This is a genomic window from Salinibaculum rarum (genome assembly GCF_030505615.1).
Classification (GTDB): Archaea; Halobacteriota; Halobacteria; order Halobacteriales; family Haloarculaceae; genus Salinibaculum; species Salinibaculum rarum.
Map to the genome: position 1 here is coordinate 655,257 of NZ_CP129992.1, position 24,384 is coordinate 679,640.

Consider the following 24,384-nt stretch of genomic DNA (forward strand, 5'->3'; position numbering starts at 1 on the left):
TCGGCGGGCAACTGTCTTTCCCTCTCTCGGCAACCGCTCAGTCCGCTCCACTTGCCCGCTCGCGGCCGCCCTCACGCGCAGGTAGGAACAGATAGACGACGCCAGCCAGCGCCGACAGGCCGGCCAGCAGGAAAAACGCCTCAGCGAAGAGCGCACGGTCTGCCATCGTGCCGACGACTGTGGAGCCGAAAGCACCGACGGTAAAGAAAATCGTCCGGAGCAACCCCCAGACGGTGCCGCGGATACGCGTCGGGAGCAGGGAGACGATGTAGGCGTTCGAGACCGGTCCCATCGAGAGTCGGATGCCGAGCAGCGCCGCCACGACAGCCAGCGCAAGCGTCCCGGAGACAAAGGGCAACACCGCGAGCGGGAGGGCACCGAAGAGTGCGACGGCGGCGAGGACGGTCCCGTGCCCGTAGCGGTCCGCGAGGCCGCCGCCGACAGATTGCCAGAGCGCCCCCGAGACGAACAACAGCCCGAAGAGCAGTCCCGCAGTCCCCGGAGAGAGGTCTTTGACGGTGACGAGATATGTCGTGAAGAAGGCAGTCAGCCCCTGGAAGATAAACAGCATCAGCGTCGCACCGAGGACGGCAAGCCCGACGCGGCGCGAGCGAATCGCGTCTGCGACGGTCACGGCGACGGCCCGAAGGCTGGCCGTTCCACCGTCGGTCGCCGGGACGGCGTCACTCGAGTGCCCGCCGGGAACGACCCGCCAGAGCGCGAGCGCGACCACGAGAAAGCCGGGAATCGTGACGGCGATAGCGGTGCGCCAGCCGGCAGTCGTGGCGATGCCCGTCGCAATCGCCGGCAGGAGTGCCGCGCCGAGGCTCCCGGCCGCGAGCACGCCACCGAAGGCGAGGCCGTCACGGTCGGGAAAGGTCCGCGAGAGGACGATTCCACGGGGAGGACCGTACAATCCCGACCCGAACCCGAAAGCGGCCGTCGCCGCGAGAAAGACCCCGAAGGTCGGCGAGAAGGCGTAGCCGACCAGTCCGGCCGCGCCGACGAGGACGCTGGCGACCAGCAGGCGACGCTCGCCGAGGCGGTCGACGAGCGCGCCGGCGGGAAACTGCGTCATGGCGTAGGTGACCCACAGCAGCGTGATCGCCGCGCCGGCGGTGGCGTTCGAGACCGGGAAATCCCGGGTGATAGCAGGCAGGAGTGCGGGCACGACAAAGCGGAGTCCGAGGACGAAAAACCAGCCGGCGGCCACCGCGAGGAGCGTCCAGCCGCGGCCGTCCCCGTGAACGTCCCGGAGCGTCGCCCGGAGACCTGCCAGTGTCGAACGAGGGCTGGGTGACACTACCGAGAGAACGGGACCGAACGGAAAGACGCTGACGCTCTCAATCCGAGGATTGACACTCCCTGGCGGCAAACGCCGCGGTATGAGTTCACTTCTCGTCACCGGCGGGCGCGTCCTCCGGCCCGACGCGACCGTCGAACGAGCAGACGTACTGCTCGACCAGGACAGCGGCACAATCGAAGCCGTCGGCGACGGACTCGGCGGGGCCGACGACACGCTCGATGCCGACGGCGACCTCGTCATCCCCGGCCTCGTCAACGCCCACACCCACGTCGCGATGACGCTCTTTCGCGGCCACGCCGACGACAAACCACTCGACGCGTGGCTCCAGGAAGACATCTGGCCGGTCGAAGCGGAACTGGAGGCCGACGACGTCGCCGCCGGCGCCCGCCTTGGCATCGCCGAGATGATTCGCTCCGGGACGACCGCCTTCGCCGACATGTACTTTTTCATGCCCGAAGTCGCCGACGTGGTCGCCGAGACGGGCGTTCGCGCCAGACTGGGTCACGGCTGTATCTCCGTGGGCAAGGACGACGAGAGCGCCCGCGCGGACTTCCGGGAGGGCATCGACTTCGCCCGCGAGTACGACGACACGGCCGACGGCCGCGTGCAGACGATGTTCACGCCCCACTCGCTGACGACGGTCTTCGAGGAGCACTTCGCCGATTTCGCCCCCGAAGCGACGGATGCCGGCGTCCCGATTCACTTCCACGCCAACGAGACGACCGACGAGGTCGACCCAATCGTCTCCGAGCGTGACCGGCGACCGCTCGACTGGGCCGACGAACTCGGACTCCTGGCCGACGATTCCTTCATCGCCCACGGCGTCCACGTCGACCGCTCGGAGATGGACCTCCTCGCTGACCGCGGGAGCGCCGTCGTCCACTGCCCGGCCTCGAACATGAAACTCGCCAGCGGGATGGCACCCGTCCAGGAACTGGTCGACGCCGGCGTCACAGTCGGACTGGGCACGGACGGCGCAGCCTCGAACAACGACCTCGATATGTTCGGCGAGCTGCGCGACGCCGCGATGCTTGGCAAACTCGCCGCCGACGACGCCAGCGCCGTCGACGCGGCGACGGCCGTCGAGATTGCGACACAGGGCAGCGCCGACGCCATCGGCATCGACAGCGGGCGCATCGAGGCTGGCGCGAACGCTGACCTCGCCGTCGTCGATTTGGACGCCCCGCACCTCACCCCACAGCACGACCTCGTGAGTCACCTCGCCTACGCCGTCCGCGGGAGCGACGTGCGCCACACCGTCTGCGACGGCCAGGTACTCATGCGCGACCGTGAGCTGACGACCATCGACGAAGCGGCCGCGCGCGAGCAGGCAGAAGAGCGCGCACAGGCACTCGTCGCACGGGCGGAATGACTACTCCCCGACAGTGTGGCCGGTGACCGATTCGAGGTGTTTCAAGAGCGCCATCATGTCTTCCTCGCCGTGGCCGAGCGCCCGCGTCGCGCTGGCGGCCTCCCGGGTCGCCGCCGTCGCTGGCAGGGGCACCGCCGTCTCGCCAGCCGCGTCGAGGACGAGATTCAGGTCCTTGAACAGCAAGTCGACGGGAAACTGCGGCGTGAAGTCACGCTCGCGGACGACTGGCCCCTTGTAGTCGTACAGCGGCGCACCGAGGACGCCGCCCTGAATCACGTCGAGGACCTCCCCCAGCGGCAGGTCCTGCCCGTCGGCGAAGGCCAGCGCCTCCGCAAAGCCCTCCATCAGCACACCGAGCATGAGATTCGTCGTGAGTTTCATGCTCGTTCCATCGCCGACGCCGCCGACGTGGCGCACGTCGCCGAACACCGAGAGGAGCGACTCCGTTTCGGCGAAGATATCCTCGTCGGCCCCCGCGAGGACCAGCAAGTCACCGGACTCCGCAGGGCCGACGGTTCCGAGAACGGGCGCGTCGACGTAGGCGCCGCCGGCCCCACGGACAGCGGCGGCCACCTCGTCGGTCGCACCTTGGGAGACAGTCGAGGTATCGACGACGACAGTCCCCTCGCGGAGTCCAGACAGAACGCCGTCATCGCCGAGTGTGACCGCTCGAAGCGCCTCGGGCCCGGTGACCATCGTGACGATGGCTTCCGAGTCCGCGGCGAGCGCGGCCGGCGAGTCGTACGTGCGGACGCCGGCGTCCGCGAACGGGTCCATTTTCGAGGCAGTGCGGTTGTAGACCCCGAGGTCGTAGTCGTCGGCGACGTTCCACGCCATCGGTTCGCCCATCGCGCCGAGTCCGATGAAGCCGATTTGCTCCATAGATGGGCGTTCGAACGCGACTCAATAATGCGTTCCGCCGCGAGTGGCTGTTGAACGGCGAGTATCGTTTGTAAACCGAATGGACGATTTTAAGCGCGTTTGAGCGGTCGTGAACGACTCGTGAACGCGGTGAACCACGAGGGGGGTTTAGGGGGAAGACAGTCACAGCACAGAGTGAGCATGACGCGTAAACTGTGTGCACTAGTGTTGGCGACGCTGCTACTGTGTGCGACGCCGCTGGCGGGAGCCGCGGTGGCCGCAGACGCAGGTAACACGCCGGACGACCCTGTAGGCAACGAGTCCGATTCCTTCGGCATGCAGGTCTCCCTGTTCGTCGACAGCGCGAAAGAAAACGAGACCGGGCCGCTCGGTCCGCTCGTCGCCTCGTTCGTCGTCTCGAACAACCCCGGCAACGCGCCCGACCACGCCGGACCGCCGGCCTGGGTCGTGGGTGGCGACGAAAACGAAACGGACGATAACGAGACTCGCGGGCCACCGGAAGACGTGGGTCCAAACGGCACGCAGGGCCCGCCGGCTGACGCCGGTCCGAGCGACGACAACGAGACCCGCGGGCCACCTGCCGATGCTGGCCCCAACGACGAGCGTGAGGATAGCGACGGGGACGAAGAAGACGAAAGCGACGGTGACGAAGAAAGCGACGAGCGCCGCGGACCGCCTGCACACGCGGGTCCGCGCTGACTCGGTGTGACCGACAATCGACGACATCTCCTCCGCGCCCGCTTCGGTAGGGTTTTTTGACCGCTTCCCTATCCTTCGAGCATGACACCCCCTATCCGCGAGCAGCTCGACGACCCCGCCGACGCCGTCGAGTCCGGCCAGCGCAAGATGGACTGGGCACGCCAGCACATGCCCATCATGGCCGCGTTGCGAGAGGAGTTCGAAGCCACCCAACCATTCGCCGACCAGCGAATCGGCATGGCGATGCACGTCGAAGCAAAGACCGCGATTCTCGCGGACGTACTCGCCGCCGGCGGCGCCGAAGTAGCCATCACCGGCTGTAACCCGCTCTCGACACACGACGACGTCAGCGCCGCGCTCGACGCCGTCGACGGCGTCACCTCCTACGCCCGCCGCGGCGTCGACGACGACGAGTATTATGCCGCCATCGAGGCGGTCATCGAACACGAACCGACCATCACCGTCGACGACGGGATGGACCTCGTCGCAGCTATCCACGAGGACTACCCGGAACTCATCGACTCCATCGTCGGCGGTGCCGAGGAGACGACCACGGGCGTCCACCGCCTGCGCGCGATGGACGAGGACGGCGCACTCGAGTACCCGATGTTCGCCGTCAACGACACCCCCATGAAGCGCCTGTTCGACAACGTCCACGGCACAGGTGAGTCCTCGCTGGCCTCGATTGCCATGACGACGAACCTCTCGTGGGCCGGCAAGACCGTCGTCGTCGCCGGCTACGGCCACTGTGGCAAAGGCGTCGCGAAGAAAGCCAGCGGCCAGAACGCCAACGTGGTCGTCACGGAAGTCGAGCCACGCCGCGCGCTCGAAGCCCACATGGAAGGCTACGACGTCTTGCCGATGGCCGAAGCCGCAAAGAAAGGCGACGTGTTCATCACGACGACCGGCAACCGCGACGTCATCGTCGACGAGCACTTCGACGCCATGCAGGACGGTGTCCTGCTGGCCAACGCCGGCCACTTCGACGTGGAAATCGACCTCGACGCACTCTCTGAGAAGGCCGTCGACACCTACGAGGCCCGCGACGGCGTCCAGGCCTACGAGATGGCCGACGGCCGCCGGCTGAACGTCCTCGCGGAGGGACGGCTGGTCAACCTCGCGACGCCAATCGCGCTGGGCCACCCGGTCGAAGTGATGGACCAGAGCTTCGGCGTCCAGGCGGTCAGCGTTCGCGAACTCGTCGAGAACGGTGACGACTACGAGCCCGGCGTCCACGACGTTCCCGACGAACTGGACAAGGAAGTCGCAGAGATCAAACTCGACGCCGAGGGCGTCGCCTACGACGAGCTGACCGGCGACCAGCGCGAGTACATGGGGAGCTGGCAACACGGCACATAGCCTGGCGGCACCCGGACCGGATGGCTAGACTCGGAAGCCAGTCGTCGTTCAGAACTCCGCGGCCGGCTTCGTCCGTGCGTCTGCACGGAACTGTTCGTACACCCGTTCACCCCACGACCGCAACGCGTCGGTCTCGGCGGTGAGGACCGCCCGTGGGAATCCCTCGTCGTCTTCGACGCCAACCTGGACAGTGCCGCTCCCGGAGAGACCGAGATAGAAGGGTATCGGCTCGGGACTGACCAGAACGGTCATGCTGCCACATTCGATTTGTTCGCGAAGGAGCGACGCGAACTCCCCGGTCGAAATCGTCTCCTCGACCTCCGGCGTGACTATCATTTCCAGTTCCAGGTCGCCGTTCTTGAGCCGGTCGTCGGTGCTCCGGGCGACTTGCAGGTCGATAGAGGGCAACAGCATCCGAAACTGGTCGTGCTCACTGACTGTTTTGGCGTGTTTGCGCGACGGCGCGTAGGGGTTGACGTCAGTCGAGACGGTGATGTCGGCCGCGCTCAGTTCGTCGAGGCTGATGTCGTGGTCCGAGTAGGGGAACCACTCGAGAAACGTCGACAGTTCGTCAGTCACCTCGAACGTGTCGACGGCATCCGCAATCGTCTCTGCGACGATTCGACCCGTCGGCGTGAGGTGATACGTCGCGCCGTCGTGGCCCACCAGCCCTCGCTCCTCGAGTGCGGTGAGCGCGCGCGTAATCGTCGACCGGGAGACCGAGAACCGGTCCCGGAACTGTCGGCGCGACGTAGAGCCCGAGGACAGCAGTTGCAGCAGTATCCGCGTCCGGGGTTCCGAGCGCGTGAGAAAGGACAGGGTGTCGATTGCGGCGGACGTATCAGCCATCACCCAGTGTGTCGCAAAGCATCTAATTATAGTTTTGGCCGCCAGCGGTCTCACTCCCGCCGGAGCGCGTCGATCGGGTCGACGCGGGCGGCCCGCCAGGCGGGGTAGAGCCCGGCGACGACACCGACGAAGATGCCGACGCCGACGGCGACGGCAAACCACTCGAACGGAAGCGTCAGGGCGATGTCGGCGTAGCCCGTCGCCGCCCACGCACCGGCGAGTCCGACCGGCACGGCGATGAGCGCGCCGACGATACCGAGCAGGCTCGACTCGGCCAGAAAGAGCACGAGTACGTCGCGATTGCGCGCGCCGACGGCTTTCATGATGCCGATTTCGCGAGTCCGCTCGGTGACGCTGACCAGCATGATGTTGGCGATGCCGATGGCGCCGACGAGCAGGGAGATGAGCGCCAGCCCGGTCACGAACCGGGTGAGCCGGTCGACCAGGTCTTCGAGTCCGTCGGCGATGTCACCGCTGGTCTGGGCGGTCAGTTCGTACTCCGGGGGCTGGAGTTGTGTGGCGTCCGAGTCGGGGAAATACGCCTCGATGTTGCCCTGTGCCGTCGTGACCGCGGCGGGGTCTGCGACGACAGTCACCTGCGGATAGGCCCGCTCGTCGGTCCCGCGGGGCGTCTCCACGACGGTGTCGTAGAACGGCTCCGTCGGGACGTAAAACCGGGGCTGGCTGACAAACGACTCGAAGGGCAACTGCGCGCCCGTCCGGTTGACGATACCGACGACCGTCAGCGTCCGCGTCCCGGCCGTGCGAAAGGAGACTGTGAGCCGGTCGCCCACCGAGAGGTTCCCGCCGAACAGGCGGGTCGCCTGTTCGTTGATGACGATTTCGTTCTGGCCGGCGGTGAACCCCCTGCCGTCGCGGAACGTCGCCCCATCGAAGGCTGCGGGCGTGGTCGCGGTCACCGTCCCCTGAGCGACCGTGCGATTGCCGTAGGCGAGTGAGCTTATCCCCACCTGTCCCTGTGGAACGACGCTGTCGACTCCCTCTAACTCGCGTACCGTCTCGATGTCCGTCTCGGTGAAGACGGGACGGATACCGGTCGGCGGCCCGCCACCGCTTTCGGACGACGAGAGCAGGTAGATGTTGTTCGCCGCCGAGTCGTCGATTTGCCCGACGACGTCGGCTTTCAGGCTCGCACCGAACGTGACGAACGTGACGACAGCGGCGATACCGATGACGATACCCAACACCGTGAGCGTCGACCGGAGTTTGTGGCCGCGCAGCGACCGGGTCGCGAGTCGGAGGGTTTCGCGTGCGTCCATCTTACGCCTCCAGTTCCTCGACGCGCTCGATTCGGCCGTCGCGCATGTGGACGATGCGGTCGGCGTGCTCGGCGATGTATCGCTCGTGAGTGACCAGCAAGATGGTCCGCCCCTCGGCGTTGACCTCGCCGAGCAACTCCATGACCTGGGCGCCGGTGTCGGTGTCGACGTTGCCGGTCGGCTCGTCGGCGAGCAGGATGGCCGGTTCGGCCGCGAGCGCGCGGGCGATGGCGACACGCTGGCGCTGCCCGCCGCTGAGTTCCGGCGGCTTGTGGTCGAGACGGTCGGCCAGCCCCACTGCCGTGAGCAACTCCCGGGCGCGCTCGGTGCGCTCGTCGCGACCCCACCCCTGGAACGTGAGCGGCAGAACGACGTTCTCGATGGCCGTGAGCCGTGGCATCAGGTTGAACGTCTGGAAGACAAAGCCCACCTCCCGCCCGCGAACGTCGGCGCGAGCCGGCTCCGAGAGCGTTCCGAGGTCGGTGCCGTTGACCGAGACGGTCCCGCTCGTGGGCGTGTCGAGTCCGCCGACGAGGTTCAGGAGCGTGCTCTTGCCCGACCCGCTGGGCCCCATCACCGCGGTGTAGGAACCCCGTTCGAGCGTCAGTGACACGTCGTCGAGTGCGGTCACCGTGCCGCCGAGGTCGTAGGTCTTGGTGACCGAAGACAGCGACACGACGGTGTCCGCCGCCGGTTCTGTGGAGACCTTCTGTGACACGGCTTCCCTAGGGCGTGGAACGACAAATAAGGTGTGTCAGCACAGGCCAGACGATTCGGCGCCCCACGCGACACCGGCCCGGCGACAGACGATTTAAGCCGCTCCGTCGGCGAGATACTGCCAATGTCGAACGCGAAGGGTGACCGGATGGAGCGCGAACTGGTGAACGAACTCGACGACGCCGGCTTCGCGGTGATGCGCGCCCCGGCCAGTGGCAGTGCGACCGAACGGGACCTCCCGGACGTGCTCGCGGGCAACGGCGAGCAGTTCTACGCCATCGAGGCGAAATCCTCCGCCGGTGACCCGATCTATCTCGACGCCGAGGAAATCGAGTCGCTCCTCTTTTTCTCGCGGAACTTCGGCGCTCGCGCCCGCGTCGGCGTCCGCTTCGACCGCGAGGACTGGTACTTCTTCCACCCCGACGACCTCTACACCACCGACGGCGGCAACTACCGCGTCAAAAAGGAGACTGCCCTCGCCGACGGCACCGACTTCGAGGAGCTGACCGGCGACTCCACCCGGACCAGTCTCGACGAGTTCTGACGCCAGCGGCTGGCAACCGACCCAGAGAGGTGGCCGGCGACCGCTACGGTGTCGTCACGCCCGCGACGAACGAATCGAGCACTGCGTCGAGTGCCGCCCGGATGTCCTCGAACGGTGCGTCCGCGGCCAGCAACTCGGCGGCAGGCTGGACGGACGCGCCGCTGCCCGGTTCGCCGTCGACGGCATCGACCAGCGCACCGACGCTCTCCCTGGTCGCCTCCAGGTGAAACTGCAGGCCAAGCGCCAGCCCGTCGGCCGCGAGAAACGCCTGACTCCGGCAGGTCGGCGTCCTCGCGAGCAAGGTGCCACCGGCAGGAATCTCGTAGGTGTCCCCGTGCCAGTGAAAGGCAGGGAACTCGGGGACCAGCGGTGCGAGCGGCGAGTGGGCGCCAGCGCCGGTCGTCTCGACGGGAAACCATCCCACCTCCCGTTCGTCGTGAGCGTACACGGAAGCACCGAGAGCGTCCGCGACCTGCTGAGCGCCGAGGCAAATGCCGAGAACTGGCGTCTCCGTCTCGAGTGTCCGCACAATCAGGTCCCGTTCGGCTGGCAGCCAGGGGTACTCGTCGGTGTCGTGGACGCCCATCGGCCCACCCAGCACGACCAGCAGGTCGTACTCGTCGGGCGACGGCAGTGTCTCACCCTCGTGGAGGCGCGTCCCGGTCAGCTCGTAGTCGCGCTCGCCGGCCCAGTCAGCGATTGCGGCGGGTGGCTCGTAGGGGACGTGCTGGAGGTAGTGAACGCGCATGCCAGAAAGCGGCCCGGCGAGTGCATCAAAGCGACGGTCGGTGCAAGTGCTACACGCGTCAGGCGTCGACGAGTTCGGCGCCGTCCGTGCGCTGGAGTCGGGAGTGAGGGAACGAGTATGTGCGAGCCCGTCCGGTCGCGGCGTCTGTCAGGTAGCTGACCTCGACGACGATGTCGTCGGTCGGATACCCCTCGTTGGTCGGGTAGTCGGCGACGGTGGTATCGGCCGCCTCGACGGGTACCTCGTCGGCCCGGCGGCCGGTGACGACGACGACCACCAACCGGTCGCCCGTCTCCCGGTCGAGGACGACGTCGCCAGGTTCGAGCCGGCAGGCCCCACAGAGGGCGGGCGGGTCGCTGGTCTCGGGGACGAACGTCTCCGTGCCACAGGCCGCACAGTCGACGCGGCGTTTGCCCGGCGGCGGGACGCGTCTGCTGGTGATTTCGAGTGCGACCCGGCGCTGGTGTTTGCACGTCTCGTCGCGGATTGTCGCGTCCGGGCAGGTGCAGGTCCCCTCGCGGGCGTCGACCACGTAGGTCGCACCGCTCTGGCTGTCGACGGCGTAGTCGGCCCCGCCCAGGTGTCGCACGGCCATCCGCTCAACCCACGCGCGGACCGTCCGGTCGGGCATCTCCCGGAGGTCCGGTGCGAGTGCGCTCTTGCGGTACGTGCTCGGCGTGTTGGAGTCGCTCATTGGTCACGGACGCCGTCGTTTTCACGACTGTGTCCACTCGAAACGTAGGTGCTGGAGCGTGGTAAGTCGTTCGCCGAGGACGGGACTTCCGTCGCCCGAATTCCCGGCTGAGAGGGGGTTCGACACGCTTTTCTCCCTCCCTGTAAAAGCGGCGGGCATGGAACTCGACGAAGAGACCGTCAGACAAATTCTCGTCGCCGGTCTCGCAGTCGCTGCCTTCGTCGCCGGCCTGTTTTTCGTCGGCCAGACCTATGGGACCAACGGCGGGAGCACGGTATCGGCGACCGGTGGAGTCGCGCTCGTCGGACTACTCGGTGGGTTCATCGTCGTGATGGCGCTCGTGGGACTGTGGCTCGAACGTCAGGAATTCGACTCCTGACGCTCGCGCCAGTCGGTCAGTTCTTCCTCGTCGGAGTCGTCCAACTTCGCCTCGTAGTAGGCCATCGGATGCGAGATTTTCTCACAGAGGTCGTCCATGTTGACACAGTCACCGTAGGACTGCATCGTCGCACACGACGGCGGCGAGTACTCCGTCGGACTGGTCTCGCCGCTGATGTGGTCGACCTGATACCGGGTGGCTTCCGCGCCGAATCCGGGATTGACCTGGAATAGCTCGACGATTTCCTCGGTCTCCATCCCGATGCTCGTCAGAAACGAGGCGATGGCAAACCGCGAGTGGTGTTCCAAATGTTTGCCCTTCTGGACCTGGTCGAGCAGGTACTTCATGCAGGGCGGGAACATCTCGGGGACGACAGTGTCGATATCGCGGGTCAACTCCAGGTCCGCCAGCAGTTCCCGGACGTGTTCGAGTTCGCTGTCCAGATGGGTCCCGATAGGGTCGGGCACGTCGAAGGGGAGGCCGTCCTCGATGCGGTGACTGACCGCCTGCCGGAGCAACACCAGCAGGTCCTGCTCGCTCAGTGGCACCTCGCCGTCGGTCAAATCGCGGTTGACGAGTCGCCACTCGTCCTCGCGCTGGTCGGCGGCGTGGTCGAGATACGCCCCCACATCGACGTGGTACCCGTCGGGCGTCTCCCGGACCGACCGGGCGAGGTCGAACTCGCCGAGAAGCACCTCCAGCGAGAGTTGTTCGGTCTGTGTGCTCTTGAGCGCGTCGTCGCTCGTGAAGTCATCGGTAAAGCGGTCGTACGCCGTCGCGGCCTCGGCACGGGCGTACTTGCGCGTGAGAACGTGTTCGTCGACGAGCGAGACGATGACACGCGCGACGGGATAGGAGAGCAACTCCACGCGCGGCCGGCGGTGTGTGTCACCGACGGTGCCGTCCTGCAGGGCCCCCTCCACACGGGCGAGTGCGCGCTGGACGACGGCCGACTCGTCGGCGACGACCGCCGCGAGGTCAACCTCCGCCGCCTGGACGGCCTGCCGAGCGGCGTCGAGAAAGGGATAGCGCGCGTGGAGTGGCTTCATCGCCACTCGGTTGTGGGCGGGCCAGCAAAAACCCGGCGGTCACCGCAGCGAGTACTCCCTGTGGGCTGCCGGATTCGTGACCGTCTTGCCGACGAGCTATCTAATGGTCCCACAATGGACAGGCGAACAGTCGTTCGGGGGCTCTGTCTGGCCGTCCTCCTCGTCACCGCCAGCGCGCTCGCTCTCAGCTGGGGGTCGACACCGTCAGACGCAGTGTCGGCGGCCGAAAATCAGACCGCGACCCCGTTTTCGGACCGCGAGCAGGTCGTCGGCGAGCGGGACAACCCGACCGTCATCACGACCGACCCGCCCGGTGGCAACAGCGGCACGGCCGCTATCGTCGCCTTCGCCGCCGACGGGCGCACGCTCTATCACAACGACACGTACGGAAACTACTTCGACGTGGACCCGGACCCACCGGGGTCACGGACGGTGCTGTACGTCGCCGGGAGCCGATACGACCAGTGTCCCGAATCGCTCGAAGCGCAGACGAGTGAGACGTTCGAGAACGGCTGTGCAGAGGTCGCAATCGAGCGAACGAACCTCACGACCGGCGAAACCGAGCGGTTACACACGGCAGTGACCCACTGGGACATCTGGCACGACGTCGACCGGGTCGACGACTCGCGACTTCTCGTCGCGGACATCGCCGACGACCGGGTGTTCGTCCTGAATACGACCACCGACAGCATCGGGTGGGAGTGGCGCGCCGAGTCGGACCTCGACCCCGACAGCGGCGGCCGGGAGGGCGACTGGACCCACCTCAACGACGTAGAACTGCTCGACGACGGGCGCATCATGGTGAGCCTTCGCAACCAGGACCGGGTGGTCTTTCTCAGCGACGATGGCGACCTCCAGCGAAACTGGACGCTCGGCGTGGAGGACGCCTACGGCATCCTCTACGAACAGCACAACCCGGACTACATCCCCGAGTCGCGCGGCGGCCCGGCAGTCGTCGTCGGTGATTCGGAGAACAACCGCGTCGCCGAGTACCAGCGCATCGACGGCCAGTGGCGACAGAGCTGGACCTGGCAGGACGACGAGATCCGCTGGCCCCGCGACGCCGACCGCCTGCCCGGCGGCCACACGCTCGTGAGCGATTCACAGGGCAACAGAGTGCTCGAACTCGACGAGACCGACGAGATAGTCTGGCAGGTCGACGTGCCGACCCCCTACGAGGCCGAACGCCTCGGGACGGGCCCGGAGAGTGCAACTGGCAAAAGTAAGTTCGCACTCGCAAACGGAACGAACCAGCAGACAGACGCCGGGAGCGAGACCGAACGGAAGACCGGTGTCGGCTGGGTCGTCGCCTTTGTCACCGGCCCGCTGGTCAACGGCCTGCTCTACGTCGCGCCGTCGTGGATGACGTTCTGGGACCTCGTGACCGCGCTCGTGTTCGGCGGGACCGCACTGACGTGGCTGCTGGTCGAGGCCTACTGGTCGCGCGCTCGACTCCGGTCGCTGGTCGGTCGATAACTCACAGCGCTGGAGGGTCGGACCGTCGCTACTCGTCGAGTTCCCGAATCACGTCGCTGGCGTCGCCGCCGTCGCCGAGGATGCGGCGATACCGGTCGCGGCTGACCTCGACGGTCTTTGTCTCGCCCTGCCGGACGACTTCGAGTTCGACAGTGCCCTGTGGGTTGTTCCGGCGGCGAAAGGAGGCGACGGCACTGAAGACGAACCACAGCGCGATGGCCCCGCCGAGTCCGTACACCATCACCGTCTCGAAGGCCATCGGATTCGCGGTGCGAGTCCACCGCGTCGGGTAGGCCTCCCAGAACAGCCAGACGCCGGCCACCGAGAGCACGGCACCGGCAACGACGCCCAGTCGGGCGCGGGTGCTCGCGGGCAACACGAGGACGACGGCCAGAAACATCGCCGGAACACCCAGTCCGGCGAGAACGCCGGCCTGTGCTTTCGCGAGCGTGGTGGCACCAGCGACGGCGACGAGGACGATGGCCGCGAGGATTGCGAGCGCACCCGCAACCCCCAGACAGAGTCCACCGGCGACGCGGCGGGGGTCCCGCTCGGTAACGCGGTCCCGGTTGTACGCCTCGTCGAGACTTGGCATGTTCGCTGGTTGTCGGTCCTGCTACAAAACGATGCGTCAGACGCAGGCAAGACAGCGACCGGTCTCGTCAGTTGCTCTGGATGCGGGGCGCCAGCATGAACGTGACCTTCCCCTGAGCTTCGGCGATGTCGAAGTGGAGTTTGACGGGGAACTCCTCGCCCAGTTCCATCGTGACCTCGGCGTCGGAGGGGATGGCCTTGTCCATGTCTTTCAGATAGTCAAGCGAGAACAGCGAGGAGGCCGGCCCGACCGCGAGGTCGATGAGGTCCTCGGTGTCCAGTTCCAGATGGACGTCGTCGGTGTCGCCCTCGGCTTTGACGTAGAACACCTCGTCGGTGTCGTTGACGCCGAGTTCGATGTGGTCGCTGACCATGTCGGCGGCGGTGACTGCGCGGTTGATGTCACGACCCTCGATGACGATGGTCGCCGGGAGGTCCAGGTCCGGCAGGTCCGGTTCCTCGCGAATCGATTCGGGGTCGATGAGCGCGAGCGTGTACTCCAGGCCGTCGATAGAGATATGGAGTTTGCGCGTCTCCTCGTCGAGTTCGAGGTGGACGAGTTGGTCGGAGTCGGCCATGCCGGCAATATCCATCAGCCGGACGAGATTGACGCCGATGAGACCGCCGTCTGCCTCGTAGGATTCGAAGGCCTCAGCGGAGAGTCTGAGGTCGACCATGCCGACGTTGGCGGGGTCGACCGCCCGAATCTCCAGCCCGTCTTCTTCGAGGTGGATCTTGCATTCGTCCACCAGCACGCCCACAGAGTCGAGTGTCGCCTGGAGCGTGTCCGCGCTCACGATGGCGTTGAACATCTTGAAAACCGGTACGCCCCCATCCCCTAAAAAGGCACTTGCTTGCACTCGCGGGCGCGCAGGCGCATCTCCCCGGGACAGGCGAGGGGAATGGCCCAGAGTTAAGTTGCACCTGATTCTGAGAGCACATACTCAATGGAGCCCGAACAGGGGGCCGTACTGGCGGCGATTGCGCTGCCATTTCTCGGTGCAGTCCTGACGCCGCTCGCCTACCGGCTGTTCGCGCTCGGCGGGGAGCGCCTGCGTGACGAGGGGCTGGGCTATGCCGGTGCGCTCGTCGCGCTGACATCGTTCGGCCTGGTCGCCTCGCAGGTCGGTCGCGAGGGCACTGTCGCCGTCTCGTGGATTCCCGCCCTCGACGTGGCGGTTCGGCTCCGCGTTGACGGCCTGGCGCTGCTCTTTGCGCTGCTTGCCAGCGGTATCGGCGTCTGTATCTTCGTCTACGCCGCCCGCTACATGCGCGGCAAACCCAACCTCGGTCGCTTTTTCATGACGCTGCTTGCCTTCATGGGCTCGATTCTCGGCGTCGCCTTCGCTGCCGACCTCGTCGTGCTCTTCGTGTTCTGGGAGCTCACGAGCGTCTGTTCGTTCGTCCTCATCGGCTACTACACCGACGACGACGAGTCCCGGTACTCCGCGCGGATGGCGATGCTCGTCACCGTCGGCGGCGGACTCTGCCTGCTCGTCGGCGCACTCCTGCTCTCTGTCGCCGCTGGCGGCCTGTTTGACAGTGGGGCGTTCGACCTCGCGGCGATGCTCGCAAACGAGAAGACGATGCGCAGGTCACTCGAGGAGAGCGGGCTCTTTCTCCCGGCGCTGGCACTGATTACCGTCGCCGCCAGCGCGAAATCCGCCCAGGTGCCACTGCACTTCTGGCTACCACGAGCGATGGTCGCACCGACGCCCGTCTCCGCGTTCTTGCACTCCGCGACGATGGTCAAGGTCGGCGTCTACGTGCTCGGTCGGCTCCGCCCGCTCTTTCACGGCCCGGAGTGGACGGCCATCCTGGTGACGCTCGGCCTGGTGACGATGACCGTCGGTGCCGTCCTCGCGGTGCTGGCGACGGACATCAAGGAACTGCTCGCGTACTCGACGGCGAGTCACCTCGGGCTGATGGTCGCCGGCTTCGGCCTGCAGTCACACTACGGCGCCGAGACCGGGGCCTACCACCTGTTCAACCACGCGCTGTTCAAGGCGGCGCTCTTTCTGGTCGCCGGCATCGTCGCCCACGAGGTCGGGACGCGAAATATCGACGACCTGGGTGGCCTGTGGCGGGACCTGCCTGTGACCGCGGCCATCACTGGAGTGGCAGCCCTGAGTATGGCAGGCGTCCCGCCCTTCGGTGGCTTCTATTCCAAGGAGTTGCTCTTTGCGGGAACCTGGGACGCCGCGACGACCAGCGGCGGGTTCGCGTGGCTGTTCCCGGCGCTTGCGGTCTTTGCCAGCATCTTCACCGTGGTGTACTCGCTTCGATTCATCTGGCTGTTCGTCGGCGACCGGCCCGAGACGGCGACTGTCGACCACCGGCCGTCCCCGGCACTGGTCGCTCCGGCGGCGATTCTCGCCGTGCTCGTGGCGGTCACAAGCGTCACCCCCGAGCTGGCACTCGACGCCATCGTCCAGGACGCCGCCGAAGCGACCGCGGTCGGTCCCGTCGAAGTCCACGCCGAACTGCCCACACACCTCACCCCGCCGGCGGTGATGAGCGCAATCGCGCTCGCAGTCGGAACCGCCGGCTTCACTGCCGTCGGACGGGTCCGGAACGCAATCGAGTGGCTTCACACCCGGGCGAGTGTCGTCCACCCGACCGTTCTCTACGACCGAGTGTTGAGTAGCGTCGAGACGGCGAGTGCCTGGCTCGGCCCTGCCGTCCACACCGGACAGATACGGACCTACGTCATCTGGGGGCTGACGACGGCGTGTACGCTCGCGCTGGCGGGCTACGCGAGTACGTCGGTCGCGATACCGTCGGTGCAGGTCGATGCGTCGATTGTGATGGTGCTGGTGCTTGCGACGGCAGTGCTTTCGGCCGTCGCGGTGACGCGAGCGGAGGCACACGTCACCGGCGTGTTGACGCTGGGGATTCTGGGGCTGATGGTCGCTATCTTCTATATCCTCGCGAGCGGGCCGGACCTGGCGCTGACACAGCTCATCGTCGAGACGCTCCTGTTGCTCATCTTCCTGCTTGTCATCGAACAGATGCCAGCCTACTACGGGGAACTCGACCGGCGTATCGCAGTCAGAGACGGCGTGTTTTCGGTATTCGTCGGTGCCACGGCCACGGTCACGGTGTTGCTCGCGGCCCCACCAGCGGACCAACCACTCAGCGAGACGGCGCGCTTCTACGTCGACGCGGCCGTCCCGGAGGGTGGTGGGACCAACATCGTCAACGTCATCCTGACTGACTTTCGGGCGTTCGACACGCTCGGGGAGAGTATCGTCGTTCTGATTGCGGCGCTTTCGGTACTCGTCTTGCTCGCCATGCGAAGCCGGGGTGAGACGCGATGACGACGACGATTATGCGGACGACGGCGCGCATCGTCGTCCCAATCGTGCTGGTCGTCGCCATCTCGCTTTTCCTCCAGGGACACAACCTGCCCGGCGGCGGCTTCATCGGCGGCATCCTCACGGTGGCGGCGTTCACGCTCGTCTACGTCGCCTACGACCTCGACTACCTGGAGGTGAGCGTCCTCGGTCGGGAGGTCGACCCCGACGTGGGCATCCACGAACACCGGACGGTCACCACCTACCGGCGGGTGTTCACCGTCGGCCTCGTCCTCGTCGTCGTCAGCGGGCTGGCCCCGCTGCTCCTTGGCGAGCCGTTCCTAGCGCAGGCGTTCACGTACGTCCACCTCCCGCTGTACGGCGAGGTCGAACTGGCGAGTGCGCTCGTCTTCGACGCCGGCATCTACCTCGTCGTCGTCGGCGGCCTCCTGACGGTGTTCTCGGTGGTGGGCAACGAATGAGCGTCGCAATCGCGCTGACGGTCGGCGCGCTGTTCGCGATGGGGACCTTTCTCCTGTTGCGCGACGACCTCGTGAAAATCGTCCTCGGCATCTCCATCCTTTCGCAGGCGGTCAACGTCTACCTCATCACGATGGGTGGTCTCGCCGAGGGGACCTTCGACCTCGTCCCGATTCTCGACACCCACGGCCACGAGTCGCCCGCCGTGACGACGGCAGACCCGCTGGTGCAGGCGCTCGTGCTGACGGCTATCGTCATCAGTTTCGGGATGACGGCGTTCGTACTCGTGCTGTCCTACCGCGCCTACCAGGAAAACGAGACGATGAACGTCACCGAGTGGCCAAAGCAGAGCGGCGGTGAGGAGCAATGACGGACACGCTCGTCCTCGCGCCGCTCGTGATTGCGCTGCTCACCGGCGCGCTCGTGCTCGTCGTCAGGCGGTGGCCGCGCGTCCAGCAGGCGGCAAGCGTCGGCGGCGTCCTCGCGTACGCGGGCGGGGTCGCGGCCATCGCGTGGACGGTCGTCTTCCGGCCGGACGCCACGGCACTCACCTACCAGGTCGGCGGCTGGCAGGCACCCTTCGGCATCACGCTGGTCGCCGACGCGCTGGCGGCGTTCATGCTCGTCCTGACCGCCGTCGTTGCACTCTACGCAGTGGCCTTTTCGGTACTGTTCGTCGACCCCGACAACCAGCGGGTGTACTACCATCCACTGTTCCAGTTTCTCCTGCTCGGGATGACCGGGGCCTTCCTGACCGGCGACCTGTTCAACCTCTTTGTCTGGTTCGAGGTGATGCTGATGAGCAGCTACGTCTTCGTCGCCTTCTACGGGAACGCACCACACACCGCCGCGGCGGTCCGGTACGTCGTGTTGAACACCCTCGGAAGCGTCCTGATGTTGCTCGCTATCGGCGGCCTCTATGCCACGCTGGGGACGCTGAACATGGCAGACATGGCGGTCCAGCTCGCGGACCCCTCGCTCGACGGTGCGCCCGTCGTCGGCTTTACCGGCCTGTTGCTGGTCACGTTCGCGCTCAAGGCCGGACTGGTCCCGTTCCAGTTCTGGGTGCCCTCGGCCTACCAGGCGGCACCGATGCCTGTCGCGGCGGTGCTGGCCGGCGCGGCCAAGAAGGTCGGCATCTACGCCATCGTTCGGGTGTATTTCACCGTCTTCGGCGAGGCGAGCGTGACGACAGCCGTTCCGTTCGTCCCCGTCGAGTCGCCGCTTGCCTACCTCGCGCCGGTGTTGCTTGTGATGGGTATCGCGAGCACGCTCCTCGGTGGCCTCGGTGCGGTCAGCCGCGACCGAATCGACGGGGTGCTTGCCTACTCCAGTATCGGACAGGTCGGCTTTATCGCCATCCCTGTCGCCATCGCCGCCGGAACGAGTTCGGCGTCGCTCCGGCATCTCGGCATCCTCGCGGCGCTCGTCTACGCGTTCCATCACGCACTCGCGAAGGGGCTGCTCTTCCTGGCGGCGGGGGCCATCCGCGACGCCACCGGGACGACGGCGCTGGCCGACCTGGGTGGCCTCGGCGAGCGCTCGCAGGTGTTTTCGGTCACGGTGCTCGTCGGTAGCCTCTCGCTGGTCGGCATCCCGCCGCTGACGGGCTTTTTCGGGAAGTTCCTCGTCTTCGAGGTCGGCGCCGTCCAGTACGCCGGGACGCCGACGGCCGGGAACGCCGCGCTGGTGGGCGTATTGCTGGCGGGCGCTGTCCTGACTATCGTCTACACGACGCGGGTCTGGGTGGGCGGGTTCTGGGGCAGCCAGACCGACCGCGTCGAGGTCGCAACGTTCGATAGGGGCCAGGTCGCGTTGCTGGCGACGCTTGCGGCGCTGGTCGTCCTCGTCGGCATCGGCTTCGACCCACTCTACCGGTTTGCCGAGGCCGCGGCGACGGCGGCTCTCGATACCGATGCGTACGTCGATATCGTCGGAATTGGGGGTGGGTCATGAACGCGAGACGCTGGGTGGTCGCTGGCGTCGCCTTCGCGGTGCTGTGGGTGCTCGTCAACGGGGCGACGCTGACCCCCACGTCGCTTGCCGGGACCTTCCTTGTGGGGCTGGCAGTGGGCATGCCGGTCGCCTTTATTTTCCGACGGCTCTACGAGGAGGAGTTCGACGTGACGCGGCTGGTGTCCGCCGCGCCCGCCGTCGTCGCCTACACGCTGCTGTTCGCCAGGGAGATAGTCGTCGCCAACATCGACGTGACCTACCGCGTGCTCGCACCCCGGATGCCGATCGAGCCACAGGTCATCTACATCCCGCTGCGCGTCGAGACTGACCTCGGGGTGACGACCATCGCAAACAGCATCACCATCACCCCGGGAACGATTACGCTCGACCACGACCCCGACGAGAACGCCCTCTACGTCCACATCATCGACGGCCGCGACCCGGAGGCTGTCGTCGAGCCGATTCGCCAGTGGGAGGACTACGCGCTGACCATCTTCGACGAGGACCGCTCGCCCGGAGACACACCACCGGAGATTCGGGTCCACCCACCCGACTACCCGCCGGAACCGAAGACCGTCACCACTCAGGAGAGACAGATGCGAGACACCACCCCAGCGACGACGGCGGAAGACGGCGACGAGCGACCGAACACCGGCGACGAACACGACGGAGGTGCCGAGGATGGTCGCTGACACCGGCCTGGCCGCGACGGCCATCGACGCCGCGCTGGTCGCGGTTGCGGGACTGAGTCTGCTCTGTGGCTACCGGGTCATCCGCGGCCCGACCGTCCCCGATCGCGTCGTGGCGCTCGATGCCATCGCGACGAACGTCGTCGCCATCGCGGTGCTGTTCGCGCTGAAGACCGACCGCGGGCTGTTCGTGACTGTCAGCCTCGTCCTCGCCATCATCGGCTTTCTCTCGACGGTCACCGTCGCGAAGTACGTCACCGAAGGCGACATCATCACGCGGGGGGACGAACTATGATTGCGACGCCCACGGCAGGAACGGTCGCAGAGCTGACCGTCGTCGCACTGGTCGTCGTCGGCGTGTTCTTTCTCACCGTCGGGACCATCGGCCTACTGCGCCTCCCCAACGTCTACAACCGGATGCACGCCACCAGCAAGCCGACGACGCTCGGGACGGCGGCTATCTTCGTCGCCGGCTTCGTCCACTTTGGCCCCGGCGGCGCAGGGCTGGCCTCGCTCGTTGGCATCGTCTTCCTCTTTTTGACGGTCCCGACCGGCGCGCACATGATTTCGCGGGCCGCCCAGAAGACCGGCGTCCCCTTCCTCGGGGGCGTGACGTGGCCGGCCGAACGCGACGACGACAGCGACTCGGAGTGAGAACGGCCGCGGAAGCGGCGCTGCCACGAACGACTCCGCCTCGGGGCGGTGTGTTATATCGTCTCGTTCCCAAGACCAGGTATGCGCGAACTCGTCTTCGCTCTGGAGTACGAGCCCGGCTGCAACAGGGTGGCAGACACGCTCGCCGACCACCCGGACGCCCGGATTCGCTCGCTATCCTTGCACGCCACCGCCGAGCACCTCTGGCGCGTCGACCACGCGAGCGGAACGACGGCCGCGCTCGAAGCCATCGAGACTGCCTTTCTCGACAGCGACTACTACGCAGACTGTCTCGCGACCGAAGACTGTGGCGCGACACAGACCACCGAGGTCCTCGATCACACCGACGACACGCTCGTCCTCTACTCCCACTGGGAGCGGACGCCGACGTGTGCGTCGGTCCCGCACATCGCACGCGACCACCTCGGCGACGGCGTCCTCTTCGAAACCCGCAACGAGGGTCGCCACTACACGTGGCGGGTCATCCACGCTGGCGACGGAGACGTGGCCGCGTTCTTCGAGGAACTCGACGCGGCAGTCGGCGACTGCGCCCGGATGGAGATGCTTCGGACGGCAGAGACGGCGGTCCCGGCAGACGATGCGGTGGGCGAACTGTCCCCGGAACAGGAGGCCGCGCTCCGTGCCGCCGTCGAACACGGCTACTACGAGTCGCCACGCGCCGTCGACGCAGGCGAACTCGCCGCCCACCTCGACGTTCCGCGGTCGACGCTCGCCTATCGGCTGCGGCGGGCCGAACAACACCTGGCGAACGCATACATTACCGACAGACAGTTGCCGACCGAACCGTCAACCCCGCTGTAGACGGATTTGGAATATTCCAACGAACGCTTATCGAGTTGTGACACCTAGCTCGACGTAATGAGCGACGACACAGGGTCGACGGACGGAGAAGACCGGTACCGGGAACTGACCGCGCGGCTGGGCGTCCCCGAGATGGACTGTCCGTCCTGTGCGGGGAAAGTCGACAAGAGCCTCACGCGCGTCGACGGCGTGCTCGACGCGACGCTCCAGCCGACCACCGGCACGGCTGCGGTCACGTACGACCCCGACCGGGTGAGCGAAGCCGCCATCGTCGAGGCAATCGAGGGTGCCGGCTACGAGGTCGTCAGGGAGGGAGACGCCGACGACGAGGCGGCGGGCGACGGCGTCGACATCGCCCCGCCGGCAGAGGTGTGGACGAGCCCGCGCGCGCTCAAGACGTGGGCCGGAGCGGTGTTTGTCACCCTCGGACTCCTCTTCGAGTTCGTCCTCGCGGGGCAGAATCTCGCCGTGGCCAGCGTCCTCGACTACCCGCTCGCACTGGCTGACGTACTCTTTCTCGCTGCCGTCGTCGCCAGTGGCCTGCCGGTCGTCCGGAGCGGCTACTACTCGGCGAAAAACCGGAGTCTCGACATCGACCTGCTGATGGGGACGGCGATTATCGCTGCGACCGGGATCGGCTACTTCGTCGAAGCCGCGACCCTGGCGGTTCTGTTTAGCATCGCCGAACTCCTCGAGGACTACGCGATGGACCGCGCCCGCGACTCGCTGCGGGAGTTGATGGAACTGTCGCCCGACGAGGCGACCGTTCGACGCGACGGGGAGGAGGTCACCGTTCCCGCCGACGACGTCGCGGTCGGCGAGACCGTACTCGTCCGCCCCGGCGAGAAGATACCCCTCGACGGGACGGTCGTCGCGGGGGAGAGTGCGGTCGACCAGTCGCCGATTACCGGCGAGAGCGTCCCCGTCGACAAGGCCGACGGCGACGAGGTGTACGCCGGCACGATACCCGAGGGCGGGTATCTCGAAGTGCAAGTCACCTCGACAGCGGGCGATTCGACGCTCTCGCGAATCATCGAGATGGTCCAGGGGGCACAGTCGAAAAAGACCGAGAAAGAGCAGTTCGTCGACCGCTTTGCGGGCTACTACACGCCGACGGTGGTCGTGCTGGCGATTCTGACCGCCGCCGTCCCGCCGCTCGTGCTCAGCCAGCCCGTCTCGGCCGAGGTCGCCGGGTACGCGGTCACCTTCGCGGCCGACTGGCAGACGTGGTTCATCCGCGGGCTCACCCTGCTGGTCATCGCCTGCCCCTGTGCATTCGTCATCTCGACGCCCGTCTCGGTCGTCTCGGGTGTCACCAGCGCCGCGAAAAATGGCGTCCTCATCAAGGGCGGCAACTACCTGGAGGCGATGGGCGACGTCGACGCTATCGCGCTGGACAAAACCGGGACGCTCACCAGAGGGGAACTCGCCGTCACCGACGTCGTGCCGGCCGGGGACACCGACGAGGCCACGCTACTGCGCCACGCCGCGAGCCTGGAACGGCGCAGCGAACACCCCATCGCCGGGGCAATTTTGGACCGCGCCAGTACGGCCGGCGTCTCCGACCTGCCGGAACCCGCTGCGTTCGAGAGCCTGACCGGCAAGGGCGTCCGTGGCGACATCGACGTCTCCGGCGAAGCCGGAGGCTCGTCGGACTCGTCCGACGGTGGCGAGACCTACTACGCGGGCAAGCCCGCGCTGTTCGAGGAACTGGGAGTCGACCTTCCTGGGGACCGGCGCGCGACCGACGGCGGGACCGCCGTGCCCGACGAGACGACTGCCAGCGCGGACAGACTCACGGAAGAGACGGTCACCGCTCTAGAGCAGGAGGGCAAGACCGTCGTCCTCGTGGGGACCGAGACGGAGCTTCTGGGTGCCGTCGCAATCGCCGACGAGGTGCGCCCGGGCTCGAAGCGGGCCATCGAGCGGTTGCAGGAACTGGGCGTCGAGCACGTCGTGATGTTGACCGGCGACAACGAAGGGACCGCGCGGGCCATCGCCGAGGGGGTCGGCGTCGACGAGTATCGCGCGGAACTGCTCCCCGAGGAGAAGGTCACGGCGGTCGAAGAACTACAGGCGGCGTACGGCGACGTGGCGATGGTCGGGGACGGCATCAACGACGCGCCCGCGCTCGCGACCGCCGAGGTCGGCGTGGCGATGGGCGCAGCGGGCACCGACACCGCACTCGAAACCGCCGACATCGCGCTGATGGGCGACGACATCGGGAAGCTCCCGTACCTCTATGCGCTGTCACACACGGGCAACGACGTCATCCGGCAGAACATCTGGGCGAGCCTCGCCGTGAAGGCGCTGCTCGCACTCGGCGTGCCGCTGGGACTCGTGAGTGTCGCGGTCGCAGTCGTCGTCGGCGACATGGGAATGAGCCTCGGCGTGACCGGGAACGCGATGCGACTCGCGCGCATCGACCCCGAGCGGTTCGCCTAGGGCCGGTGCGTCACGCCTATCAGCGTCGGCCCCCTCCAGACTGGCATGCACCACCCGCTCTCCGACCGCGACTGCCGGTCGGGAACGTATCACG

The 24,384-nt window shown here is 66.8% G+C and carries 25 protein-coding genes; 15 read left to right on the top strand and 10 right to left on the bottom strand.

Annotation, left to right across the window (positions count from 1 at the left end; genetic code table 11):
• Positions 1–37 precede the first annotated feature (37 nt).
• Positions 38–1,303, bottom strand: a complete 1,266-nt coding sequence (locus tag QYL91_RS03620; protein WP_302082017.1) for an MFS transporter — start codon at positions 1,301–1,303, stop codon at positions 38–40.
• Positions 1,304–1,385: 82 nt separating this feature from the next.
• Between QYL91_RS03620 and QYL91_RS03625 the strand changes: the two genes are divergently transcribed.
• Entirely contained in the window at positions 1,386–2,678 is a 1,293-nt protein-coding gene (locus QYL91_RS03625) for an amidohydrolase (RefSeq protein ID WP_302082018.1), read from the top strand.
• On the opposite strand, the gene QYL91_RS03630 is transcribed toward QYL91_RS03625, so the two are convergent.
• Complete coding sequence (locus tag QYL91_RS03630) at positions 2,679–3,560, bottom strand: NAD(P)-dependent oxidoreductase (RefSeq protein WP_302082019.1); 882 nt, start codon at positions 3,558–3,560, stop codon at positions 2,679–2,681.
• A gap of 180 nt (positions 3,561–3,740) precedes the next feature.
• Between QYL91_RS03630 and QYL91_RS03635 the strand changes: the two genes are divergently transcribed.
• Positions 3,741–4,259, top strand: coding sequence for a hypothetical protein (locus QYL91_RS03635; protein WP_302082020.1), 519 nt, complete (start codon positions 3,741–3,743; stop codon positions 4,257–4,259).
• Positions 4,260–4,340: 81 nt separating this feature from the next.
• Entirely contained in the window at positions 4,341–5,618 is a 1,278-nt protein-coding gene (locus QYL91_RS03640; protein ID WP_302082021.1) for an adenosylhomocysteinase, read from the top strand.
• A gap of 48 nt (positions 5,619–5,666) precedes the next feature.
• Here the strand turns inward: QYL91_RS03640 and QYL91_RS03645 are convergent, their stop codons facing one another.
• Genes QYL91_RS03645 through QYL91_RS03655 form a run of 3 tightly spaced genes read right to left on the bottom strand, consistent with a single transcriptional unit; the run spans position 5,667 to position 8,465 of the window.
• A complete protein-coding gene (locus tag QYL91_RS03645) occupies positions 5,667–6,467 on the bottom strand; it encodes a helix-turn-helix transcriptional regulator (RefSeq protein ID WP_302082022.1) in 801 nt (266 codons plus the stop codon).
• Between the two features lie 50 nt (positions 6,468–6,517).
• Entirely contained in the window at positions 6,518–7,747 is a 1,230-nt protein-coding gene (locus QYL91_RS03650; RefSeq protein WP_302082023.1) for an ABC transporter permease, read from the bottom strand.
• Between the two features lies 1 nt (position 7,748).
• Positions 7,749–8,465: an ABC transporter ATP-binding protein gene (locus tag QYL91_RS03655; protein ID WP_302082024.1), complete on the bottom strand. Its 717-nt coding sequence runs from the start codon at positions 8,463–8,465 to the stop codon at positions 7,749–7,751.
• A gap of 123 nt (positions 8,466–8,588) precedes the next feature.
• Here QYL91_RS03655 and hjc point away from each other — a divergent pair, with 123 nt between their 5' ends.
• On the top strand, positions 8,589–9,008 hold the full coding sequence (gene hjc, locus QYL91_RS03660) for a Holliday junction resolvase Hjc (RefSeq protein WP_302082025.1): 420 nt from the start codon (positions 8,589–8,591) through the stop codon (positions 9,006–9,008).
• A 43-nt stretch (positions 9,009–9,051) separates the two neighbouring features.
• Here hjc and QYL91_RS03665 read toward each other — a convergent pair whose 3' ends face one another.
• Positions 9,052–9,756, bottom strand: a complete 705-nt coding sequence (locus tag QYL91_RS03665) for a type 1 glutamine amidotransferase (protein WP_302082026.1) — start codon at positions 9,754–9,756, stop codon at positions 9,052–9,054.
• Positions 9,757–9,814: 58 nt separating this feature from the next.
• Entirely contained in the window at positions 9,815–10,450 is a 636-nt protein-coding gene (locus QYL91_RS03670; protein ID WP_302082027.1) for an SWIM zinc finger family protein, read from the bottom strand.
• A gap of 157 nt (positions 10,451–10,607) precedes the next feature.
• Here QYL91_RS03670 and QYL91_RS03675 point away from each other — a divergent pair, with 157 nt between their 5' ends.
• Positions 10,608–10,829, top strand: a complete 222-nt coding sequence (locus QYL91_RS03675) for a DUF7472 family protein (RefSeq protein ID WP_302082028.1) — start codon at positions 10,608–10,610, stop codon at positions 10,827–10,829.
• On the opposite strand, the gene priL is transcribed toward QYL91_RS03675, so the two are convergent.
• On the bottom strand, positions 10,811–11,878 hold the full coding sequence (gene priL, locus QYL91_RS03680) for a DNA primase regulatory subunit PriL (RefSeq protein ID WP_302082029.1): 1,068 nt from the start codon (positions 11,876–11,878) through the stop codon (positions 10,811–10,813). The two genes, QYL91_RS03675 and priL, sit on opposite strands and share 19 nt — an antisense overlap.
• 114 nt (positions 11,879–11,992) lie before the next feature.
• On the opposite strand from priL, the gene QYL91_RS03685 reads away from it, so the two are divergent.
• On the top strand, positions 11,993–13,354 hold the full coding sequence (locus QYL91_RS03685; RefSeq protein ID WP_302082030.1) for an aryl-sulfate sulfotransferase: 1,362 nt from the start codon (positions 11,993–11,995) through the stop codon (positions 13,352–13,354).
• A gap of 28 nt (positions 13,355–13,382) precedes the next feature.
• Here the strand turns inward: QYL91_RS03685 and QYL91_RS03690 are convergent, their stop codons facing one another.
• Both QYL91_RS03690 and QYL91_RS03695 read right to left on the bottom strand, forming a co-directional pair.
• Complete coding sequence (locus QYL91_RS03690; RefSeq protein ID WP_302082031.1) at positions 13,383–13,949, bottom strand: cell division protein CdpA domain-containing protein; 567 nt, start codon at positions 13,947–13,949, stop codon at positions 13,383–13,385.
• Positions 13,950–14,016: 67 nt separating this feature from the next.
• Complete coding sequence (locus tag QYL91_RS03695) at positions 14,017–14,760, bottom strand: DNA polymerase sliding clamp (RefSeq protein ID WP_302082032.1); 744 nt, start codon at positions 14,758–14,760, stop codon at positions 14,017–14,019.
• A 135-nt stretch (positions 14,761–14,895) separates the two neighbouring features.
• Between QYL91_RS03695 and mbhE the strand changes: the two genes are divergently transcribed.
• From mbhE to QYL91_RS03740, 9 genes are all read left to right on the top strand, one after another.
• Positions 14,896–17,268: a hydrogen gas-evolving membrane-bound hydrogenase subunit E gene (mbhE, locus tag QYL91_RS03700; RefSeq protein ID WP_302082033.1), complete on the top strand. Its 2,373-nt coding sequence runs from the start codon at positions 14,896–14,898 to the stop codon at positions 17,266–17,268.
• Positions 17,265–17,726 (top strand): MnhB domain-containing protein, encoded by a 462-nt coding sequence (locus tag QYL91_RS03705; protein WP_302082034.1) that lies wholly within the window; start codon positions 17,265–17,267, stop codon positions 17,724–17,726. The genes mbhE and QYL91_RS03705 overlap by 4 nt, the downstream gene beginning before the upstream one ends.
• Positions 17,723–18,094 carry a sodium:proton antiporter gene (locus tag QYL91_RS03710; RefSeq protein ID WP_302082035.1) on the top strand — a complete coding sequence of 124 codons (372 nt, stop codon included), beginning with the start codon at positions 17,723–17,725 and terminating at the stop codon, positions 18,092–18,094. Before QYL91_RS03705 ends, QYL91_RS03710 begins: the two co-directional genes overlap by 4 nt.
• Entirely contained in the window at positions 18,091–19,680 is a 1,590-nt protein-coding gene (locus tag QYL91_RS03715; protein WP_302082036.1) for a complex I subunit 5 family protein, read from the top strand. The genes QYL91_RS03710 and QYL91_RS03715 overlap by 4 nt, the downstream gene beginning before the upstream one ends.
• Positions 19,677–20,372 (top strand): Na+/H+ antiporter subunit E, encoded by a 696-nt coding sequence (locus tag QYL91_RS03720; protein WP_302082037.1) that lies wholly within the window; start codon positions 19,677–19,679, stop codon positions 20,370–20,372. The genes QYL91_RS03715 and QYL91_RS03720 overlap by 4 nt, the downstream gene beginning before the upstream one ends.
• Positions 20,362–20,664, top strand: a complete 303-nt coding sequence (locus QYL91_RS03725; protein ID WP_302082038.1) for an MrpF/PhaF family protein — start codon at positions 20,362–20,364, stop codon at positions 20,662–20,664. The genes QYL91_RS03720 and QYL91_RS03725 overlap by 11 nt, the downstream gene beginning before the upstream one ends.
• Positions 20,661–21,023 (top strand): monovalent cation/H(+) antiporter subunit G, encoded by a 363-nt coding sequence (gene mnhG / locus QYL91_RS03730; RefSeq protein WP_302082039.1) that lies wholly within the window; start codon positions 20,661–20,663, stop codon positions 21,021–21,023. Before QYL91_RS03725 ends, mnhG begins: the two co-directional genes overlap by 4 nt.
• 81 nt (positions 21,024–21,104) lie before the next feature.
• Positions 21,105–21,845, top strand: a complete 741-nt coding sequence (locus tag QYL91_RS03735) for a helix-turn-helix domain-containing protein (RefSeq protein ID WP_302082040.1) — start codon at positions 21,105–21,107, stop codon at positions 21,843–21,845.
• Positions 21,846–21,902: 57 nt separating this feature from the next.
• A complete protein-coding gene (locus QYL91_RS03740; protein ID WP_369685610.1) occupies positions 21,903–24,290 on the top strand; it encodes a heavy metal translocating P-type ATPase in 2,388 nt (795 codons plus the stop codon).
• Positions 24,291–24,384: the final 94 nt, after the last annotated feature.

Bases quoted from the DNA above. Each gene is read 5' to 3' on its own strand.
- QYL91_RS03625 (WP_302082018.1), top strand. From the start codon at position 1,386: ATGAGTTCACTTCTCGTCACCGGCGGGCGCGTCCTCCGGCCCGACGCG.
- QYL91_RS03630 (WP_302082019.1), bottom strand. From the start codon at position 3,560: ATGGAGCAAATCGGCTTCATCGGACTCGGCGCGATGGGCGAACCGATG.
- QYL91_RS03635 (WP_302082020.1), top strand. From the start codon at position 3,741: ATGACGCGTAAACTGTGTGCACTAGTGTTGGCGACGCTGCTACTGTGT.
- QYL91_RS03640 (WP_302082021.1), top strand. From the start codon at position 4,341: ATGACACCCCCTATCCGCGAGCAGCTCGACGACCCCGCCGACGCCGTC.
- QYL91_RS03645 (WP_302082022.1), bottom strand. From the start codon at position 6,467: ATGGCTGATACGTCCGCCGCAATCGACACCCTGTCCTTTCTCACGCGC.
- QYL91_RS03650 (WP_302082023.1), bottom strand. From the start codon at position 7,747: ATGGACGCACGCGAAACCCTCCGACTCGCGACCCGGTCGCTGCGCGGC.
- hjc (WP_302082025.1), top strand. From the start codon at position 8,589: ATGTCGAACGCGAAGGGTGACCGGATGGAGCGCGAACTGGTGAACGAA.
- QYL91_RS03665 (WP_302082026.1), bottom strand. From the start codon at position 9,756: ATGCGCGTTCACTACCTCCAGCACGTCCCCTACGAGCCACCCGCCGCA.
- QYL91_RS03670 (WP_302082027.1), bottom strand. From the start codon at position 10,450: ATGAGCGACTCCAACACGCCGAGCACGTACCGCAAGAGCGCACTCGCA.
- QYL91_RS03675 (WP_302082028.1), top strand. From the start codon at position 10,608: ATGGAACTCGACGAAGAGACCGTCAGACAAATTCTCGTCGCCGGTCTC.
- priL (WP_302082029.1), bottom strand. From the start codon at position 11,878: ATGAAGCCACTCCACGCGCGCTATCCCTTTCTCGACGCCGCTCGGCAG.
- QYL91_RS03685 (WP_302082030.1), top strand. From the start codon at position 11,993: ATGGACAGGCGAACAGTCGTTCGGGGGCTCTGTCTGGCCGTCCTCCTC.
- QYL91_RS03690 (WP_302082031.1), bottom strand. From the start codon at position 13,949: ATGCCAAGTCTCGACGAGGCGTACAACCGGGACCGCGTTACCGAGCGG.
- QYL91_RS03695 (WP_302082032.1), bottom strand. From the start codon at position 14,760: ATGTTCAACGCCATCGTGAGCGCGGACACGCTCCAGGCGACACTCGAC.
- mbhE (WP_302082033.1), top strand. From the start codon at position 14,896: ATGGAGCCCGAACAGGGGGCCGTACTGGCGGCGATTGCGCTGCCATTT.
- QYL91_RS03705 (WP_302082034.1), top strand. From the start codon at position 17,265: ATGACGACGACGATTATGCGGACGACGGCGCGCATCGTCGTCCCAATC.
- QYL91_RS03710 (WP_302082035.1), top strand. From the start codon at position 17,723: ATGAGCGTCGCAATCGCGCTGACGGTCGGCGCGCTGTTCGCGATGGGG.
- QYL91_RS03715 (WP_302082036.1), top strand. From the start codon at position 18,091: ATGACGGACACGCTCGTCCTCGCGCCGCTCGTGATTGCGCTGCTCACC.
- QYL91_RS03720 (WP_302082037.1), top strand. From the start codon at position 19,677: ATGAACGCGAGACGCTGGGTGGTCGCTGGCGTCGCCTTCGCGGTGCTG.
- QYL91_RS03725 (WP_302082038.1), top strand. From the start codon at position 20,362: ATGGTCGCTGACACCGGCCTGGCCGCGACGGCCATCGACGCCGCGCTG.
- mnhG (WP_302082039.1), top strand. From the start codon at position 20,661: ATGATTGCGACGCCCACGGCAGGAACGGTCGCAGAGCTGACCGTCGTC.
- QYL91_RS03735 (WP_302082040.1), top strand. From the start codon at position 21,105: ATGCGCGAACTCGTCTTCGCTCTGGAGTACGAGCCCGGCTGCAACAGG.
- QYL91_RS03740 (WP_369685610.1), top strand. From the start codon at position 21,903: ATGAGCGACGACACAGGGTCGACGGACGGAGAAGACCGGTACCGGGAA.